At 59.6% G+C, this 16,845-nt stretch carries 9 protein-coding genes; 8 read left to right on the top strand and 1 reads right to left on the bottom strand.

The window, feature by feature from the left end; translation table 11 throughout:
- Positions 1-227 precede the first annotated feature (227 nt).
- Positions 228-1,136, top strand: a complete 909-nt coding sequence (locus I2E13_RS08465; protein WP_089572499.1) for a UTP--glucose-1-phosphate uridylyltransferase — start codon at positions 228-230, stop codon at positions 1,134-1,136.
- 177 nt (positions 1,137-1,313) lie between these two features.
- Here I2E13_RS08465 and I2E13_RS08470 read toward each other — a convergent pair whose 3' ends face one another.
- Positions 1,314-2,411, bottom strand: coding sequence for a zinc ribbon domain-containing protein (locus I2E13_RS08470; RefSeq protein ID WP_195404819.1), 1,098 nt, complete (start codon positions 2,409-2,411; stop codon positions 1,314-1,316).
- Positions 2,412-3,497: 1,086 nt separating this feature from the next.
- Here I2E13_RS08470 and rpoB point away from each other — a divergent pair.
- From rpoB to fusA, 7 genes are all read left to right on the top strand, one after another.
- A complete protein-coding gene (gene rpoB / locus I2E13_RS08475; protein ID WP_271817628.1) occupies positions 3,498-6,989 on the top strand; it encodes a DNA-directed RNA polymerase subunit beta in 3,492 nt (1,163 codons plus the stop codon).
- A 6-nt stretch (positions 6,990-6,995) separates the two neighbouring features.
- A complete protein-coding gene (locus I2E13_RS08480) occupies positions 6,996-11,471 on the top strand; it encodes a DNA-directed RNA polymerase subunit beta' (protein ID WP_195404820.1) in 4,476 nt (1,491 codons plus the stop codon).
- Between the two features lie 310 nt (positions 11,472-11,781).
- Positions 11,782-12,300 (top strand): RNA polymerase sigma factor, encoded by a 519-nt coding sequence (locus I2E13_RS08485; protein WP_195404821.1) that lies wholly within the window; start codon positions 11,782-11,784, stop codon positions 12,298-12,300.
- Entirely contained in the window at positions 12,251-13,327 is a 1,077-nt protein-coding gene (locus tag I2E13_RS08490; protein WP_195404822.1) for a DUF4179 domain-containing protein, read from the top strand. Before I2E13_RS08485 ends, I2E13_RS08490 begins: the two co-directional genes overlap by 50 nt.
- 451 nt (positions 13,328-13,778) lie before the next feature.
- The gene (gene rpsL / locus I2E13_RS08495; protein ID WP_006235012.1) at positions 13,779-14,156 is read left to right on the top strand and encodes a 30S ribosomal protein S12; all 378 of its coding nucleotides are present in this window, start codon (positions 13,779-13,781) and stop codon (positions 14,154-14,156) included.
- Positions 14,157-14,229: 73 nt separating this feature from the next.
- Positions 14,230-14,703 carry a 30S ribosomal protein S7 gene (rpsG, locus tag I2E13_RS08500; RefSeq protein WP_006235013.1) on the top strand — a complete coding sequence of 158 codons (474 nt, stop codon included), beginning with the start codon at positions 14,230-14,232 and terminating at the stop codon, positions 14,701-14,703.
- Positions 14,704-14,722: 19 nt separating this feature from the next.
- Positions 14,723-16,822, top strand: coding sequence for an elongation factor G (fusA, locus tag I2E13_RS08505; RefSeq protein ID WP_195404823.1), 2,100 nt, complete (start codon positions 14,723-14,725; stop codon positions 16,820-16,822).
- The last annotated feature ends 23 nt before the right edge of the window (positions 16,823-16,845 follow it).

Genomic DNA, 16,845 nt, shown 5'->3' on the forward strand with positions numbered 1-16,845 from the left:
CGGATTCGCGCCTCAGGACTCAGCGCAACGCGTTGCGCTGAGTCCTGAGCCTGTTGCAATGAAGATGAGAATCAAGGAATTTGCGTTGACCTGCTGAAGAATTGCGTTTGCCTTACGGCGACGTATGTCTTCGGCGGTAAGATACTTCGGTATCGCAATTTGGTCTGCGGCCGCCGTGCCGCACGCATAGGGCGCATTCTGCGCCTGCGAAAGGATCCTTGAATAACATGAAGGCAATCATCCCCGCCGCCGGTCTTGGCACGCGTTTTCTGCCTGGCACTAAGTGCACGCCCAAAGAGATGTTGCCGGTGCTCGACAAGCCGGTCATTCAGTATGTCGTTGAGGAGGCACTCGACCCCGAGGAGGTCGACGACGCCATCATCGTTACCTCTCCCGGTAAGCCTGAGCTGCTGAGCTACTTCCAGCCCGATCGCTCGCTCGAGAACCTGCTGCGCGAGCGCGGCAAGAACGCCTATGCCGATGCCGTTGCCCACGCTGGCGGTATGCCGGTCGACTTCCGTTATCAGTACGAGCCCAAGGGCCTCGGCCATGCTATCCGCTCTGCTGCCGACGCTGTTGCAGGGGAGAACTTCCTGGTTCTTCTGGGCGACTACGTTGTGCCTAACCGCGACATCTGCGACAAGATGCTCGCCGTTTCCAAGGAGCACGGTGGCGCTTCGGTTATCGCCGTCGCTGCTTGCTCGCCCGAGGAAGTCAGCCGCTACGGCGTTATTGCCGGCGAGCGAGTCGGTTCGCTCGAGGGCGCCGAGGGCGTTGCCGATGCCGAGCCGGGCGCTGTCTGGCGCATCGGCGGTCTGGTCGAGAAGCCTGCTCCCGAGGCGGCTCCGTCCAACCTGTACATCGTCGGTCGCTACCTGCTGAGCCCGCTGGTCATGGACCTGCTGGCCGATCAGCAGGCCGGTAAGGGCGGCGAGATTCAGCTGACCGACGCCATGGCACGTTCGCTCGACCGCGAGGCCATGTACGCTGTCGTCATCGATCCGCTCTCGGGCTACGACACTGGTACCCCGTCTGGCTGGATGGCCACCAACGCCCTCATGGCCGCAAGCGACCCTCGCTTTGCCAGCGCCTTCTGGGACGCCATCGACGAGCGCGGCGGCTTGATGCGCAAGTAAGCCTTCGGTCATCGACATTTACGGGTGCGGACTTCGGTCTGCACCCGTTTTTTCAGTCGATGTGACAAAGGGACAGTCCCTTTGTCACATCCTGCCGCTTCACCTGATTTCCTTCCAAGCAAAAGGGCCGTCCCGTGAGGGGCGGCCCGATTTGGCTGTGGGTTTGCTTGTCAGATGCTATTCGACCGGATGACCGCACTTAGCGCAGAACTTGGCTTCTGGCACGAGCGGGGTGCCGCAGTGGCGGCAGAATTTCGGGGCGGAAACAGGGGCCTGTGGTTGGAGAGTGCTGCCGGCCGATGCAGTGGAAACAATCTCCGGTTGGGCTTTTTTCTTACGCAAGCCGTGTTTTTGCTTCTTGGCCTTGGGGGCCTTGTCGGAAGCGTCACCCTTGACGCCGGAACGCTTCTTGCGACGGCGGGCGCAAACGATCAGCGTGCCGCCGACAACCAGCACAAGTACAATGCCACCACCAATCACAACCGGCAGGTTGTTCTTGGCAAAGAACAGTACATCGTCGATTACGCTATGCGGGATATTCGACTTGTAAATATCGATATGCAGTTTGTCGGAATCATTTTTGTCCTCGTAAGCAGCGAGTATTTTTTGGTCTCCATCTATGAACTGAAGTTCGCTTACATTTTCGGTTTTAATTGGCAGCTTAGTTTTCTGCCCGGTGCTTGTCTCTGCGAGGTATGCAGAAATGGACGTTTTGCTATCCTCGGCATCTGCTTCGGAGTCCGAATTAGATTCTGAATTTGTGGCGACTCTTTTTTCGAGACTGACAAGCGTCATGTCACCATGCTCGGAAAAGTCCCGGAAACCGTAATGAGAGTCGTCTGTATCCTTAAATGCGGGACTGACCGTTCCGATTTCCTCGCCGCGGTCATTCAACATTGCGTATTGAATGGAATCCCAATCTGCCTCATTATTTTTTCGGCTAATCTTGGCGGCAAACAGGAAGTTGTCATAAGGGATCACGAAGTTAAACAACTGGCCATCAGCGAGGAATTCAACATTTCCATCGTAGTCGAATTTCGCCAGAGTATCGCAAAAGCTACCGCCGACATATACAGTGTCTGCCCCTGCTTTTCTTACCATGATTTTGCCGCCCGTAAAGGGAATTGTTTGAGTCTTCCTCGAGCCACTCGACGTATCTATGGTCATTAGCTTGGACGATCCGTTATCGCCTAAAGAGGTTACATAAAGCCGCTTCCCGTCGTTCGACAACAGGTAACGCTCGTCGTTTTTGTCGCATTTATATGATTCGATCATCTTGTTGGTTTCAAGATCGTAAACGTCAATCCGCTTTAAATCAGAATCCTTATTTTCGTATGCAATGGCGGCAACTTTGCCGTTCGTTGAAAGATCAACATTTGTTTCTGCATATTTTTTACGTTCGATGGGGTGGGTGCTTGTCTTCTGGTCATCAACCGAATAGATGGCAAGGTTGTTACCGTCAAGCCAAGTGACACATCCCGCTTGCGTATGTACGGATTCAAGACTGGCTTTCGGTATCTTGATGTCCTTGGTCGATCCATTCGAGAGATCGAGAACGGAATAGCCGACGGTGGAATAGCCATCATCCTCATCGTCGGCGCGCTGGTAGGTACTTATGATCGCATAGTCCTCGTCGTCCGTAAGACCCTTGATGGTCGTGTTCTTAAAGGTGTACGACTTTTCCAGCTCCGGTGTCGGTAGGCCGTCAGCTAATGCTGCGGGGGGGGGCGGCCAGCGGGGTCAGCGCCGCTACGATGCCGATTGCAACCGCCGCGATCCTCCCGCCTTTTTGGATGCTCTTAAACATGGCAATCCTTTCTTTAGGCTATAACTAACTATCCAGTATCTTCATGCCGGATTCGAAGAATCTGTTGCGCAACATTGCCAAACGGGTGCAACAAGGCGGCCGTCCCTTTGCTATAACCTGCCGGAAATCGCATCCCACAATTTGGCCGAATTCTGGGACGCGCTTTCCGGTTAGGGCCCCTAGCGGAAAGTGCGACCCGGAATTTCGGCTCAGAACGGGATATGCTTTCCCAAACAGGGCACAACCGGAAACTGCGTCCCAGTTTGAGGCCTCAAAACGGGACGCAGCTTCCGCCTGATCAATCCTCGCCGCCATTCCGTCGTCGGCAGCCCGCATCAGCAGAACTGTTCACAGAAAATATATGAACAGATGTTCGGTACATACCTATCTACCTGCGTGTTTTCTGTCGAAAAACTTTGCTACTCCAAAAACTCAATCGCGTCAAGGCTTTTCTTGCCCAACGGTCGGTACCTGATAAACTATTAGGTTGCGATAACTGGCGAAGCTATGCCTCGCCAACCCACCGAGCATTTCCGTGAAGGAGGAAAAACCTGGTGACCTACGCATACACTGCCACTGAGCGCAAGCGCGTCAGCTTCGGGAAAATCCCGGAGGCCATGGAGCTCCCCAACCTTATCTCTGTTCAAAGGGAATCCTTTGAGCGTTTTAAGGACGAGGGCCTTCGTGAGGCGTTCAAGGAATCCAGCCCCGTCCAGAGCCAGAACCATGTTCTCGAGGTTACCTTCGGCGAGCATCAGTTCGGCGACCCCGCGCACACCGTCGAGGAGTGCCGCGAGAAGGATATGACCTATCAGGCTCCGCTTTTGACCGACGTCCGTCTCACCAACAAGGAGACCGGCGAGATCAAGGAGCAGCTCGTCTTTATGGGCGACTTCCCCATGATGACCGATCAGGGCACCTTCATCATCAACGGTACCGAGCGTATCGTCGTCTCGCAGCTCGTCCGCTCCCCGGGCGTGTACTACAGCTCCGAGATGGATTCGGGCAAGCAAATCTACAAGGCCCAGATCATCCCGTCCCGCGGTGCCTGGCTTGAGTTTGAGGTCGACAAGCGCGACCAGCTCATGGTCTCCATCGACCGTAAGCGCAAGCAGAGCGCCACGATGTTCCTGCGCGCCCTTGGCATCGCCGTCACCAACGACGACATCATCGAGCTGCTCGGCAACTCCGATGTGATCAAGCGTACCCTGGAGCGCGACACCGCTCTCACTCGCGAGGACGCCCTCATCGAGATCTACCGTCGCCTGCGCCCGGGCGAGCCTCCCACCGTGGACGCTTCCCGCAGCCTGCTCGAGGGTCTGCTCTTTAACCCGCAGCGCTACGATCTGGCCCGCGTCGGTCGTTACAAGGTCAACAAGAAGCTCAACCTCACCACCGAGGAAGAGGTCACGGTGCTCACCGACGAGGATATCGTCGCGACGCTGCGCTACCTGCTGTCCCTCGCTGCCGGCGAGCAGGGCTTCAAGGTCGACGACATCGACCACTTTGGCAACCGCCGTATCCGCACCGTTGGCGAGCTCGTCGCCAACCAGTTCCGTATCGGCATGAGCCGTATGGAGCGCGTCGTCCGTGAGCGCATGAGCTCCCAGGACATCGACGAGATCACCCCGCAGTCGCTCATCAACATCCGCCCGATCGTGGCCTCCATCAAGGAGTTCTTCGGTTCCTCGCAGCTCTCGCAGTTCATGGACCAGGCGAACCCCCTGACCGGTCTGACCCACAAGCGCCGTCTGTCCGCACTCGGCCCTGGTGGTCTTGCCGGCCACAAGTCCGGCTCCAGCCGCCGCACCAACGTGCCGACGGCCGTCCGCGACGTTCACAACTCGCACTACAGCCGCATGTGCCCGATCGAGACCCCCGAAGGCCCCAACATCGGCCTGATCGGCTCGCTCGCCCTCTACGCCCGCGTCAACGAGTATGGCTTCATCGAGGCCCCGTTCCGTCGCGTCGAGAACGGCGTTGCCACCGACCAGATCGACTGGATGACCGCTGACGAGGAAGAGAAGCACGTCATCGCGCCGGCCAACACGCCGCTCGATCCCAAGACCAACGAGTTCATCACGACCGATGCCGAGGGCAAGCTTGTCCGTCCGCACACCGTGATCGCCCGTACCCGCGACTTCGACGGCTCCTTCGGCGCTCCCGCCGACGTGCCCGTCGAGGACGTCGACTACATGGACGTCTCGCCGCGTCAGATGCTCTCCGTCGCAGCCACGCTGATCCCGTTCCTTGAGCACGACGACGCCAAGCGTACGCTGATGGGCGCTAACATGCAGCGTCAGGCCGTGCCGCTGGTTCATCCCGCCGCTCCCTATGTCGGTACCGGCATGGAGCGTCGTGCTGCTCTGGACTCTGGCGAGGTCACCCTGGCCAAGAACGCCGGCGAGGTCATCTTTGCCGACGCTTCCAAGATTATCGTCAAGCATGCCGGCGGCATGGACGAGTATCACCTGGCCAAGTACCAGCGCTCCAACCAGTCCACCTGCATCAACCACCGTCCGCTCGTGCGCGTCGGTGACACCGTTGAGCAGGGCGAGCCTCTGGCCGACGGTCCTTCGACCGATCACGGCGAGCTCGCACTGGGCCAGAACCTCACCGTGGCATATATGCCGTGGGAAGGCTTCAACTACGAGGACGGTATCGTCGTGTCCGAGCGCCTGGTGGCCGAGGACCTGCTGACGACCATCAATATCACCCGTCACGAGATCGACGCTCGCGACACCAAGCTCGGCCCCGAGGAGATCACTCGCGAGATCCCGAACCTCTCCGAGGACATGCTTGCCAACCTCGACGAGGACGGCATCATCCGCATCGGCGCCGAGGTCGGCCCTGGCGACATCCTGGTCGGCAAGGTTACCCCCAAGGGCGAGAGCGCTCTGACCGCCGAGGAGCGCCTGCTGCGCGCCATCTTCGGTGCCAAGGCCCATGACGTTCGCGACACCTCCCTTAAGATGCCTCACGGCGCTTACGGCCGCGTCATCGACGTCGTCCGCTTTAGCCGCGAGAACGGCGACGACCTGGCCCCCGGCGTCAACGAGCAGGTGCGCGTCTACGTTGCCCAGCGTCGTAAGATCCAGCAGGGCGATAAGATCGCCGGTCGCCACGGCAACAAGGGCGTTATCTGTAACGTTCTGCCGGTCGAGGACATGCCCTACATGGCTGACGGTACCCCGATCGACGTTATCCTCAACCCGCTGGGCGTTCCTTCGCGTATGAACGTCGGCCAGCTGCTCGAGTGCCACCTTGGCTGGGCCGCCGCCTGCGGTTGGGATACCGAGGATGCCGACTCCGACAAGTATGTCCCCGGTCCGTTCTTCACCGCGACGCCCGTCTTCGACGGCGCCAAGGAGGACGAGATCGCCGAGGTCATCCGTCGCGCCAACAAGAACATGCTCAACAAGGCCACCGCTGCCTTTGGCGATCACATGCGCCCCGAGTTTGTCACCCAGCTTGACGAGCGCGGCAAGACCCGCCTGTTCGATGGCCGCACCGGTGAGGAGTTCCGCGAGCCCATTACCGTGGGTACGTCTTACATCCTCAAGCTCGGCCACATGGTCGACGACAAGATCCACGCCCGTTCGACCGGCCCTTACAGCCTGGTTACCCAGCAGCCGCTGGGCGGCAAGGCTCAGTTCGGCGGCCAGCGCTTCGGTGAGATGGAAGTTTGGGCACTGTACGCATACGGTGCTTCCAACGTCCTGCAGGAGATTCTGACCGTCAAGTCCGACGATACCGTGGGCCGCGTCAAGACCTATGAGTCCATCGTCAAGGGCGAGAACGTTCCTGTCCCGGGTATCCCCGAGTCCTTCAAGGTTCTCGTCAAGGAGATCCGTTCCCTCGCACTGGACATCGAGCCCATGCACGATGCCGACGAGGACGCCTCCGCCCCTGTGACCGCCGAGGAGACCTCTGCCCTCGACGACCTGGCTGCGCTCGCCGGCGTTGACGCCGACGTCGAGGCCGAGGATGCCGAGACCGCCGAGGCACCCGAGGCTGTCGCCGCCACGACCACTGATAAGGAGTAGTTGACTGTGGCAGATTTCGAAGCTACTGATTTTGACTCGGTAAAGATCTCCCTTGCCTCCGCCGACCAGATCCGTTCCTGGTCGCACGGTGAGGTCAAGAAGCCGGAGACCATCAATTACCGTACCCTCAAGCCCGAGAAGGACGGCCTGTTCTGCGAGAAGATCTTCGGTCCCGCCAAGGACTGGGAGTGCTCCTGCGGTAAGTACAAGGGCATCCGCTTTAAGGGCATCGTCTGCGAGCGCTGCGGCGTCGAGGTCACCTCGGCCAAGGTGCGTCGCGACCGCATGGGCCACATCGAGCTCGCCGCTCCCGTGTCCCACATCTGGTACTTCAAGAGCCCCACGAGCTTCCCGATGAGCCGTATGCTCGACATCAAGTCCAAGGACCTCGAGAAGGTTCTGTACTTTGCCAGCTACATCATCACCGAGGTCGACTACGAGGCTCGCGAGGCCGACGCTGACGACCTGCGCGAGGAGCTCGCCGCCGATCTGGAAGAGATCGATGCCGAGTGCGCCCGCCAGATCGAGTCCCTCAAGGAGCAGGGCAACCCCGAGAACTTTGACGAGTTCTCCGACGAGGAGCCGCTGACCCCCGAGGAGATCGCCTCTGGCATCGTCGACATCGAGGAAGAGTGCAAGGACGAGAAGCAGCTCCGCACGGACGCCTTCAACGCCTTCATGAAGCTCACCGAGCGCGACCTCATCTCCGATGAGCCGCTGTTCCGCGAGATGACCCGTTACTACTCCATGTACTTCAAGGGTGGTATGGGTGCCGAGGCCGTCCGCGACCTGCTCGCTGCCATCGATCTCCCCTCCGAGGCCGAGAAGCTCAAGGCCATCATCGCCGACGAGGACTCCCAGAAGCAGAAGCGCGAGAAAGCCGTCAAGCGCCTCGAGGTCGTTGACGCCTTCCTGAAGGGCGGCAACAGCCCCGCGAACATGATTCTGGACGTCATCCCGGTCATTCCGCCCGATCTGCGCCCGATGGTCCAGCTCGACGGCGGCCGCTTCGCCGCGTCCGACCTCAACGACCTGTATCGTCGCGTGATCAACCGTAACAACCGACTCAAGCGCCTGCTCGACCTGGACGCCCCTGCGATCATCGTGAACAACGAGAAGCGCATGCTCCAGGAGTCCGTGGACGCCCTGTTCGACAACGGCCGTCGTGGTCGCCCGGTCTCTGGCCGTGGCGGTCGCCCGCTCAAGTCGCTCGCCGAGGCCCTCAAGGGCAAGCAGGGTCGTTTCCGTCAGAACCTGCTGGGCAAGCGTGTCGACTACTCCGGTCGTTCGGTAATCGTTACCGACCCCAAGCTGCTGCTGCACCAGTGCGGTCTGCCCAAGACCATGGCGCTGGAGCTCTTCAAGCCCTTCGTCATGAAGCGCCTGGTCGAGCTTGGCAAGGTCGAGAACATCAAGGGCGCCAAGCGCGCTATCGACCGTGGTGCCACCTTTGTGTGGGACATCCTCGAAGAGGTCATCGACGGTCGCGTCGTGCTGCTCAACCGTGCACCGACCCTGCACCGTCTGTCCATCCAGGCCTTTGAGCCGGTGCTGGTCGAGGGCAAGGCTATCCACCTGCACCCGCTGGTCTGCTCGCCCTTCAACGCCGACTTCGACGGCGACCAGATGTCTGTCCACGTGCCGCTGTCCAGCCAGGCTCAGGCCGAGGCTCGCGTGCTCATGCTCTCTGCGAACAACCTGCGCTCGCCGGCATCCGGCAAGCCGGTTAACATCCCTTCGCAGGACATGATCATCGGTGTGTACTACCTCACTCAGGTCCGCGAGGGTCTGCCGGGCGAGAACCACGTGTTCTCGAGCTTCGACGACGCGCTGCACGCCTATGACTGCCGTTCCGAGGTCGACATGCAGGCCAAGATCCAGGTCCGCGTGTCCGCTGCCGATGCCAACGTCATCAACGAGGACGGCACCCGTATCTTCCGTGTCAAGAACGGCAAGAACGAGTTCGCCGACTACGACGTCACCGGCAACAAGACCGCTCGCTTCGAGACCTCTATCGGCCGCATCATCTTCAACCGCCAGTGCCTGCCCGAAGACTACGAGTTCATGAACTACAAGATGGTCAAGGGCGACGTGGCCAAGCTGGTTGCGGACTGCTGCGATCGTTACCCCGAGGCTAAGGTCGGCCCGATCCTCGACGCCATCAAGTACTCCGGCTTCCACTACGCTACCCGCGCCGGCCTCACCATCTCGGTGTGGGACGCTCTCATCCCTGCCGAGAAGCAGGAGCTGCTCGACCGCGCCCAGGCCAACGTCGATCAGATTAACGAGTACTTCGAGGAGGGCTTCATCAACGAGACGGAGCGCCACATCGAAGTCGTTAACGAGTGGACCGCTTGTACCGACAAGGTCGCAGCGCTCATGCTCGACTTGTTCGACGAGGAGAACCCGCTCTACATGATGGCCGACTCCGGCGCCCGTGGTTCTAAGACCCAGCTGCGTCAGCTCGGCGGCATGCGTGGCCTGATGGCAGACATGTCCGGCGAGACGATCGACCTTCCCATTAAGGCGAACTTCCGCGAGGGCCTGCTGCCGCTCGAGTACTTCATTTCGACCTACGGCGCCCGTAAGGGCCTGGTCGATACCGCATCCCACACCTCGGACTCTGGTTACCTGACCCGTCGTCTGGTCGACGTGGCTCAGGACGTCATCGTCCGCGAGGAGGACTGCGGTACGCACGAGGGCGTTACCTACAACCTCATCATCCCCGGCACCACCGACCTCAACACCGACCTCGTCGGCCGTTGCTTCATTGAGGACGTCGTGGCCCCCGATGGCACCGTGCTCTTTGAGCAGGATGGCTACATCGAGAAGGTCGCCGACATCCAGAAGATGGTCGATGCGGGCCTCAAGAAGGTCAAGCTCCGCGCGCTGCTCACCTGCCGCTCCAAGTACGGCGTGTGCCAGAAGTGCTACGGCTGGGATCTTTCCACCCGTCGTCCGGTCGCCATCGGTACTGCCGTCGGCATTATTGCCGCCCAGTCCATCGGCGAGCCCGGTACGCAGCTTACGATGCGTACCATTCACTCCGGCGGCGTCGCTGGCGTCGACGATATTACGCAGGGTCTGCCTACGGTCAGCCGTATGTTCGACATCGTCGGCAACGTCAACGAGAAGATCCTGGGCCGCGAGGCCGAGCTGGCTCCGTACTCCGGTCACCTCTCGATTAAGCCCGAGAAGTCCGAGTACGTGCTGACGCTCACCGACTCCGAGGATCACACCCGTGTCCTCGACGAGCGTCGCGTCCCCGCTTCGGTGCGCTTTATGCCCGAGATCGAGGACGGCTGCGAGGTTCGCGCCGGCGACCAGATCACCAAGGGCTTCGTCAACTTCCGCAACCTGCGCAAGCTGACCGACATCGAGTCGACGATGCACACCTTCGTCGAGAGCGTCAAGGACGTCTACACCAGCCAGGGCGTCGACCTGAACGACAAGCACATCGAGGTGCTCGCACGTCAGATGCTGCGTCGCGTTCAGATCACCAACCCCGGCGACTCCAAGTACCTGCTTGGTCAGTACGTCGACCGCTACGAGTTCGCCGACGAGGTCGAGCGCGTTGCCCGTCTGGGCGGTCAGGCTCCCGTGGCCGAGCCCGTCATCCTGGGTACGCTCAAGGTCGCGTCCAACATCGACTCCTGGCTGTCGAGCGCTTCGTTCATCCGCACCGCCGGCGTCCTTACCGAGGCTGCCATCGAGGGCAAGGTCGACCACCTGCTCGACCTTAAGTCCAATGTCATCGTCGGTAAGAAGATCCCGGCTGGTACTGGCCTCAAGCCGTACGCCAACGCCAAGCTGACGTATCGCACGGCCGACGGCTATGTCGACATCGACGGCCCGGCTTCGCCCAACGCCAAGTCGCTGCCCGAGTGGGCTCCTGTGGAGCTCAAGGATCTGGACGAGCAGCTCCCGCAGCAGCTCGACTGGGCCGGCTACGACGAGTTCGGTGGTGCTGACGGTTCGTTCACCCGCAACGGCCACACCATCTCCGCCGAGAAGGCTCGCCTGTACCTGTTCGACGACCTGGGCGTGTCGCAGCGCTGGACCAACAAGTTCAGCGAGGTCGGCATCGAGACGGTCGGCGACCTGGTCGGCAAGTCCGAGGAGGATCTGCTGCGCATCGATGGCATCGGTGCCAAGGCGATCGAGGAGCTCCGTGACGGCCTTGAGGCCCACGACCTGCTCTACATCCTCGAGAACAACGACGACGTTGCCGACGAGGAAGACCTCTCGCAGCTGCTGCAGATGGTCTTTAGCCCCGACGGTCCGGACGATATCCTGCTGGGTACCTCCGCTCCGACGCATCACGCCGACGCCGACGAGGAGCTCCTGGGCGCCCCGATCGACGACAAGAAGGCTCCCGCCAACGGCGCGATCAACGAGGACATGGCTTCCCTCGACGAGCTGCTCAACCAGCTCGTGGACACCGACGACGCCGAAGAGGCCAAGGACAACGACGAGGAGTAACTAGTTCCGCCGTTCTAACGAACGGCGGCGACCTCCGTCGCTGCGCGGCCCCCAGAGCTACAATCTGTCATTCAAAAGGCAGGGCATGACCAAAAGGTCAATGCCCTGCCTTTTTCATGCCACCTTGTACGCTCTGGGGACCGCTCACTTGCGTATGCTCAACCTGTTGCGTTTCGTTGGTCCCTTGCCAATAAGGGACAGGTTTATTTTGGTAGGTTTTTCCTGCTTGAATTTGAAACATTCCGTTTAGTCAAAGCGTATCTATGGTGAGGGCCTCATCGAGAACCATTAACGTCACCGGGAGGTGATTATGGAAGAACAAGCATTTAGACAGGCGGTCGAAGACCACCGGGATGTCGTGTTTCGGATCGCGTTGACGTACCTGCGTGATCGCGCCGACGCCGACGATGTCGCTCAAGACGTCTTTCTGAAGTTACTCAAAAGCGATGTGCAATTTGAAAGCTGGGAACATCTTCGCCGATGGCTTATCCGGGTCACGATCAATGAATGCAAATCGCTCTTTCGAAAGCCATGGAGACGCGTGGAGGATATTGAGAACCTGGCCGATTCGCTTTCGATGGCGCAGGAAGAGACCAAGGCCGTCCTGTCGGACGTCATGCGGCTTCCGGAACGATTCCGTATCCCCATCGTGCTCTATTACTATCTGGGCTTCTCGACTTCAGAGATTGCCGAGTTGCTGCACGTACCAGCCGCGACAGTTCGAACGCGTTTAGCTCGCGGCAGATCGAAACTTAAGTTCATCCTAGAGGAGGGCGACCGTGAAATCCAACCAAATCAAGCAGGCCTTCGAGTCCGTCCAAGCCGATAGCGATCTTGCTGACCGTGTTCTTTATGCCGCTGCTGGTGAGCCGCTTCGCCGAAAGGGTCACGCGAAGCCTCTGTATGTTGCCGTGATCGGATGCCTTGCCGGAGTGCTGGCGACCGGAGGGGTCGCCTACGCCGTCGTCAATTCCAGTTATTTTGCCTCTGCCTGGGGAAACCATGGCAACGGAGAGTCCATTACCTGGACTCAAGGTGGCTCGTCGGGGACTAAATATACCTACACCAGAGAGTTTGGTGATGGCATCGCGCCCCAAAGCTTGGAGGGTTCAGTACAGAAGGTCAATCTGTCCGTCGAGGGCAACGGCTATACACTCGACATTCATGATATGGCTATCGATAAAAACGGTTGCGGTGCCGTGACGTTTACGTTGTCCAATCCAAATGGTGTTAACTACTACAAGCCGGCAGCAGAGACTGGCGAACTTGTTCTCTATGGTGAAGAAGAACAAGGCATCGGCACGCCCGACATGAAGTTCGGCGAGGAATGGGCTGACACACGCAGCACAATTGATAAGGACACATCAAGTGACACGGTCATTAATGGCACGATGTACTTTGCCTCGTGGGATCGCAAGCGAGATTTTGGAAATGCGGTCACCTGGAATATCAGCTGGAGGGAGGGCGAAGGTGAGGATGCGAAGGTGATCGAGGTATCGACGCCAGAGTTTAACGTCGGAGCGCACGTCGATACAAAAGAACTCCGCTCCGATGACTCGCCTCTCGAGATCAGTCCGTTTTCCATCCAGACGCACATCGATGATCTGGGCTATGAAGCAGTTGATCATAAACTGACCGTCACCTACAAGGATGGGTCAGAGCAGATTATCGAAGATGACGACGCAGGGGCGTACAACTTCTATGTTTCGATGGCACGCAATAGCGGAGAGAACATCTGGGTTCCGACAAGGCTCATCAATGTCGATCAGGTTGTATCGGTAACCCTTGAGGGAACGAGGTGCACATCAACAGGGGAGACTCAAACGGAAGAACCCTTTACCATCGTCTACTCGTAAGGCTTGAGGCCGCTTCCCACTAGGGGAAGCGGCCTTTTCCCAGATAAAACCTGCCAAAACAAACCTGTCCCTTTTTGGCAGGTAACGTTGCCCCGACGAGCGCGTCGGATTCCCGGCCCGGGCGGCGCGGGGGTTAAGTTTGTCGCGAGTTCCGCACGAGCCGGAGGCCACTTAATGTGGCCTCCGTGCGAGCCAGGACTGTAGAGCAGCAAACTTAACCCCCGCGCCGCCCGGTCCGGGAATCCGCCCCCGCGCACAGGAGGGGATTCCTTTTGTGTAGGCTTTGCGGAAATGTGCCGATTTTGGGATACGCCCGGCGGCGTGGTCTGTTGACGGCACAGCTAACGCCACGTATCCTATCGAACTGCGTGTTTCGTAGGGGGATGCTGACCCCTCGATTCAAGCCGTTGCACTTTACAGAAAGCTGGAATCATTCGAGAAGGAGTACGCTTTGCCTACTATTAACCAGCTGGTTCGCCAGGGCCGTCGTTCCGTGCCCAAGAAGTCCAAGAACGCTGCTCTGCAGCACAACTCCCAGAAGCGCGGCGTGTGCACCCGCGTCTTCACCACGAGCCCCAAGAAGCCGAACTCGGCTCTTCGTAAGGTTGCCCGTGTTCGCCTCGTCAACGGCATCGAAGTTACTGCTTACATCCCGGGTGAGGGCCACAACCTGCAGGAGCACTCCATCGTGCTCGTCCGCGGCGGTCGTGTCCGTGACCTCCCTGGTGTCCGTTATCACGTCATCCGTGGCGCCTACGACGCTGCTCCGGTCCAGAACCGTATGCAGGCCCGTTCCAAGTACGGTGCTAAGCGCCCCAAGGCCAAATAAGCCAGATAACGTTTTGATACTTTCGCCGTGTGCCGCCTAAGCGCCGCACGGTAGACACTTAAGGAGATTTCACATGCCGCGTCGTGCAGCAGCTAATCGTCGTGAGGTTCAGCCTGACGCCGTTTACAACAACCGCCTGGTGACTCAGCTCATCAACAAGGTCCTTCTTGACGGCAAGAAGGCCACCGCTGAGCGCATCGTTTACACCGCTTTCGAGATTGTTGCCGAGAAGTCCGAGGGTGGCGACGCTCTCGCTACCTTCAAGAAGGCTATGGACAACGTCAAGCCCACGCTCGAGGTTAAGCCCAAGCGTGTCGGTGGCGCTACCTATCAGGTCCCGATGGAGGTCAACTCCCGTCGTTCCACCGCTCTGGGTATCCGCTGGATCGTCAACTTCTCCCGCGCTCGCAAGGAGAAGACCATGGCCGAGCGTCTCGCCAACGAGATCCTCGACGCCTCCAACGGTCTTGGCGCTTCCGTCAAGAAGCGTGAGGACGTCTTCAAGATGGCCGAGGCCAACCGCGCGTTCTCTCACTATCGTTGGTAAGTTAAGGTAAGGAACTAACATGGCTAAGCCTAAGTACAAGCTTTCCGATACCCGTAACATCGGCATCATGGCTCACATCGATGCCGGTAAGACCACCACGACCGAGCGTATTCTTTACTACACCGGTAAGACCCACAAGATCGGTGAGGTCCATGAGGGCGCTGCCACCATGGACTGGATGGTTCAGGAGCAGGAGCGCGGCGTAACCATTACCTCCGCTGCTACCACGTGCTTCTGGAACAAGGACGGTAAGGACTACCGCATCCAGATCATCGACACCCCGGGCCACGTTGACTTCACCGCCGAGGTCGAGCGCTGCCTGCGCGTCCTCGATGGCGCTGTCGCCGTCTTCGACGCCGTTGCCGGCGTTCAGCCCCAGTCTGAGACCGTTTGGCGTCAGGCTTCTACCTTCAACGTCCCCCGCATCGCCTTCATCAACAAGTATGACCGCGTGGGCGCTGACTTCTTCAATGCTATCGAGACCATGAAGGATCGTCTCGACGCTAACGCCGTGGCCGCTCAGGTCCCGATGGGCGCCGAGGACAACTTCTGGGGCGTCATCGACCTGGTCACCATGACTGCATGGGACTTCAAGGCCGACGAGAAGGGTATGACCTACCCCGAGCCGATGGACGAGATCCCGGCTGAGTTTGCCGACATCGCTGCCACCAAGCGCGAGGAGCTCCTCGACGCTGCTGCCAGCTTTGATGACGAACTCATGGAGAAGATCCTCATGGAGGAGGACTTCACCGTCGAGGAGCTCAAGGCCGCTCTGCGCAAGGGCGTTCTGGCCAACGAGCTCAACCTCGTCTTCGTGGGCTCCGCCTACAAGAACAAGGGCGTTCAGGAGCTGCTCGACGCTGTCGTCGACTACCTGCCCAGCCCGCTCGACGTCAAGGCCGTCACCGGTACCGATCCGGACACCGGTGAGGAGATCGAGCGTCATCCTGACTTCGACGAGCCCTTCTCCGGCCTGGTCTTCAAGATCATGACCGACCCGTTCGTCGGTAAGCTTACTTACGTCCGCGTTTACTCCGGTCGTGCCGAGTCCGGCTCCTACGTCATCAACGCTTCCAACGGTCAGCGCGAGCGCCTCGGCCGCATCCTCGAGATGAACGCCGCCGAGCGTATCGACCGTGACGACGCTGCTGCCGGCGACATCGTCGCTTGCGTCGGCTTCAAGAACTCCACCACCGGTGACACCCTGTGCACCGAGGGCAAGGAGATCGTCCTCGAGAAGATCGAGTTCGCTAAGCCCGTTATCGACGTTGCCATTGAGCCCAAGACCAAGGCCGAGCAGGACAAGATGTCCCTGGCTCTGACCAAGCTCGCCGAGGAGGACCCGACCTTTACGGTGTCCACCAACCACGAGACCGGCCAGACCATCATCGCCGGCATGGGCGAGCTGCACCTCGAGATCATCGTCGACCGTCTGCTCCGCGAGTTCAAGGTTGACGCTAACGTCGGTAAGCCCCAGGTTGCCTACCGCGAGACCGCTGGTCACGACGTCGAGAAGGCTGAGGGCAAGTTCGTCCGTCAGTCCGGCGGCCGCGGTCAGTACGGCCACGCCGTCATCAAGCTCGAGAAGATGGAGGAGGGCTTCGGCTACGAGTTCGTCAACGCTATCGTCGGCGGCGTCGTGCCCAAGGAGTACATCCCGTCCATCGACAAGGGCATCCAGGAGGCCCTGAACACCGGTGTTATCGCCGGCTTCCCGGTCCTCGACGTTAAGGTCACCCTGTTCGACGGTTCTTACCACGAGGTCGACTCCTCCGAGGCCGCCTTCAAGATCGCCGGTTCCATGGCTATCAAGGACGCCCTCAAGAAGTCCGATCCGCAGCTGCTCGAGCCGATCATGGCTGTCGAGGTCGAGACCCCCGAGCAGTACATGGGCGACGTTATGGGCAACCTCTCCGGTCGCCGCGGCAAGATCGAGGGCATGGAGGATCGCAAGAACACCAAGCTCATCCGTGCCAAGGTGCCGCTGGGCGAGATGTTCGGTTACGCTACCGACCTTCGCTCCCAGACCCAGGGCCGTGCATCCTACACGATGCAGTTCGACTCTTATGAGCCCGCGCCCAAGTCCATCGTGGACGAGGTCATGAGCAAGAACGCCTAAGTTCGAGCTCCCTGTTACGTAAT

Origin of the sequence: Collinsella aerofaciens, from assembly GCF_015554145.1 — a bacterium.
Lineage (GTDB): Bacteria > Actinomycetota > Coriobacteriia > Coriobacteriales > Coriobacteriaceae > Collinsella > Collinsella aerofaciens_AA.

Coding starts and splice junctions, on each gene's coding strand:
- I2E13_RS08465 (WP_089572499.1), top strand. CDS start 228: ATGAAGGCAATCATCCCCGCCGCCGGTCTTGGCACGCGTTTTCTGCCT.
- I2E13_RS08470 (WP_195404819.1), bottom strand. CDS start 2,411: ATGATCGAATCATATAAATGCGACAAAAACGACGAGCGTTACCTGTTG.
- I2E13_RS08485 (WP_195404821.1), top strand. CDS start 11,782: ATGGAAGAACAAGCATTTAGACAGGCGGTCGAAGACCACCGGGATGTC.
- rpsG (WP_006235013.1), top strand. CDS start 14,230: ATGCCGCGTCGTGCAGCAGCTAATCGTCGTGAGGTTCAGCCTGACGCC.
- fusA (WP_195404823.1), top strand. CDS start 14,723: ATGGCTAAGCCTAAGTACAAGCTTTCCGATACCCGTAACATCGGCATC.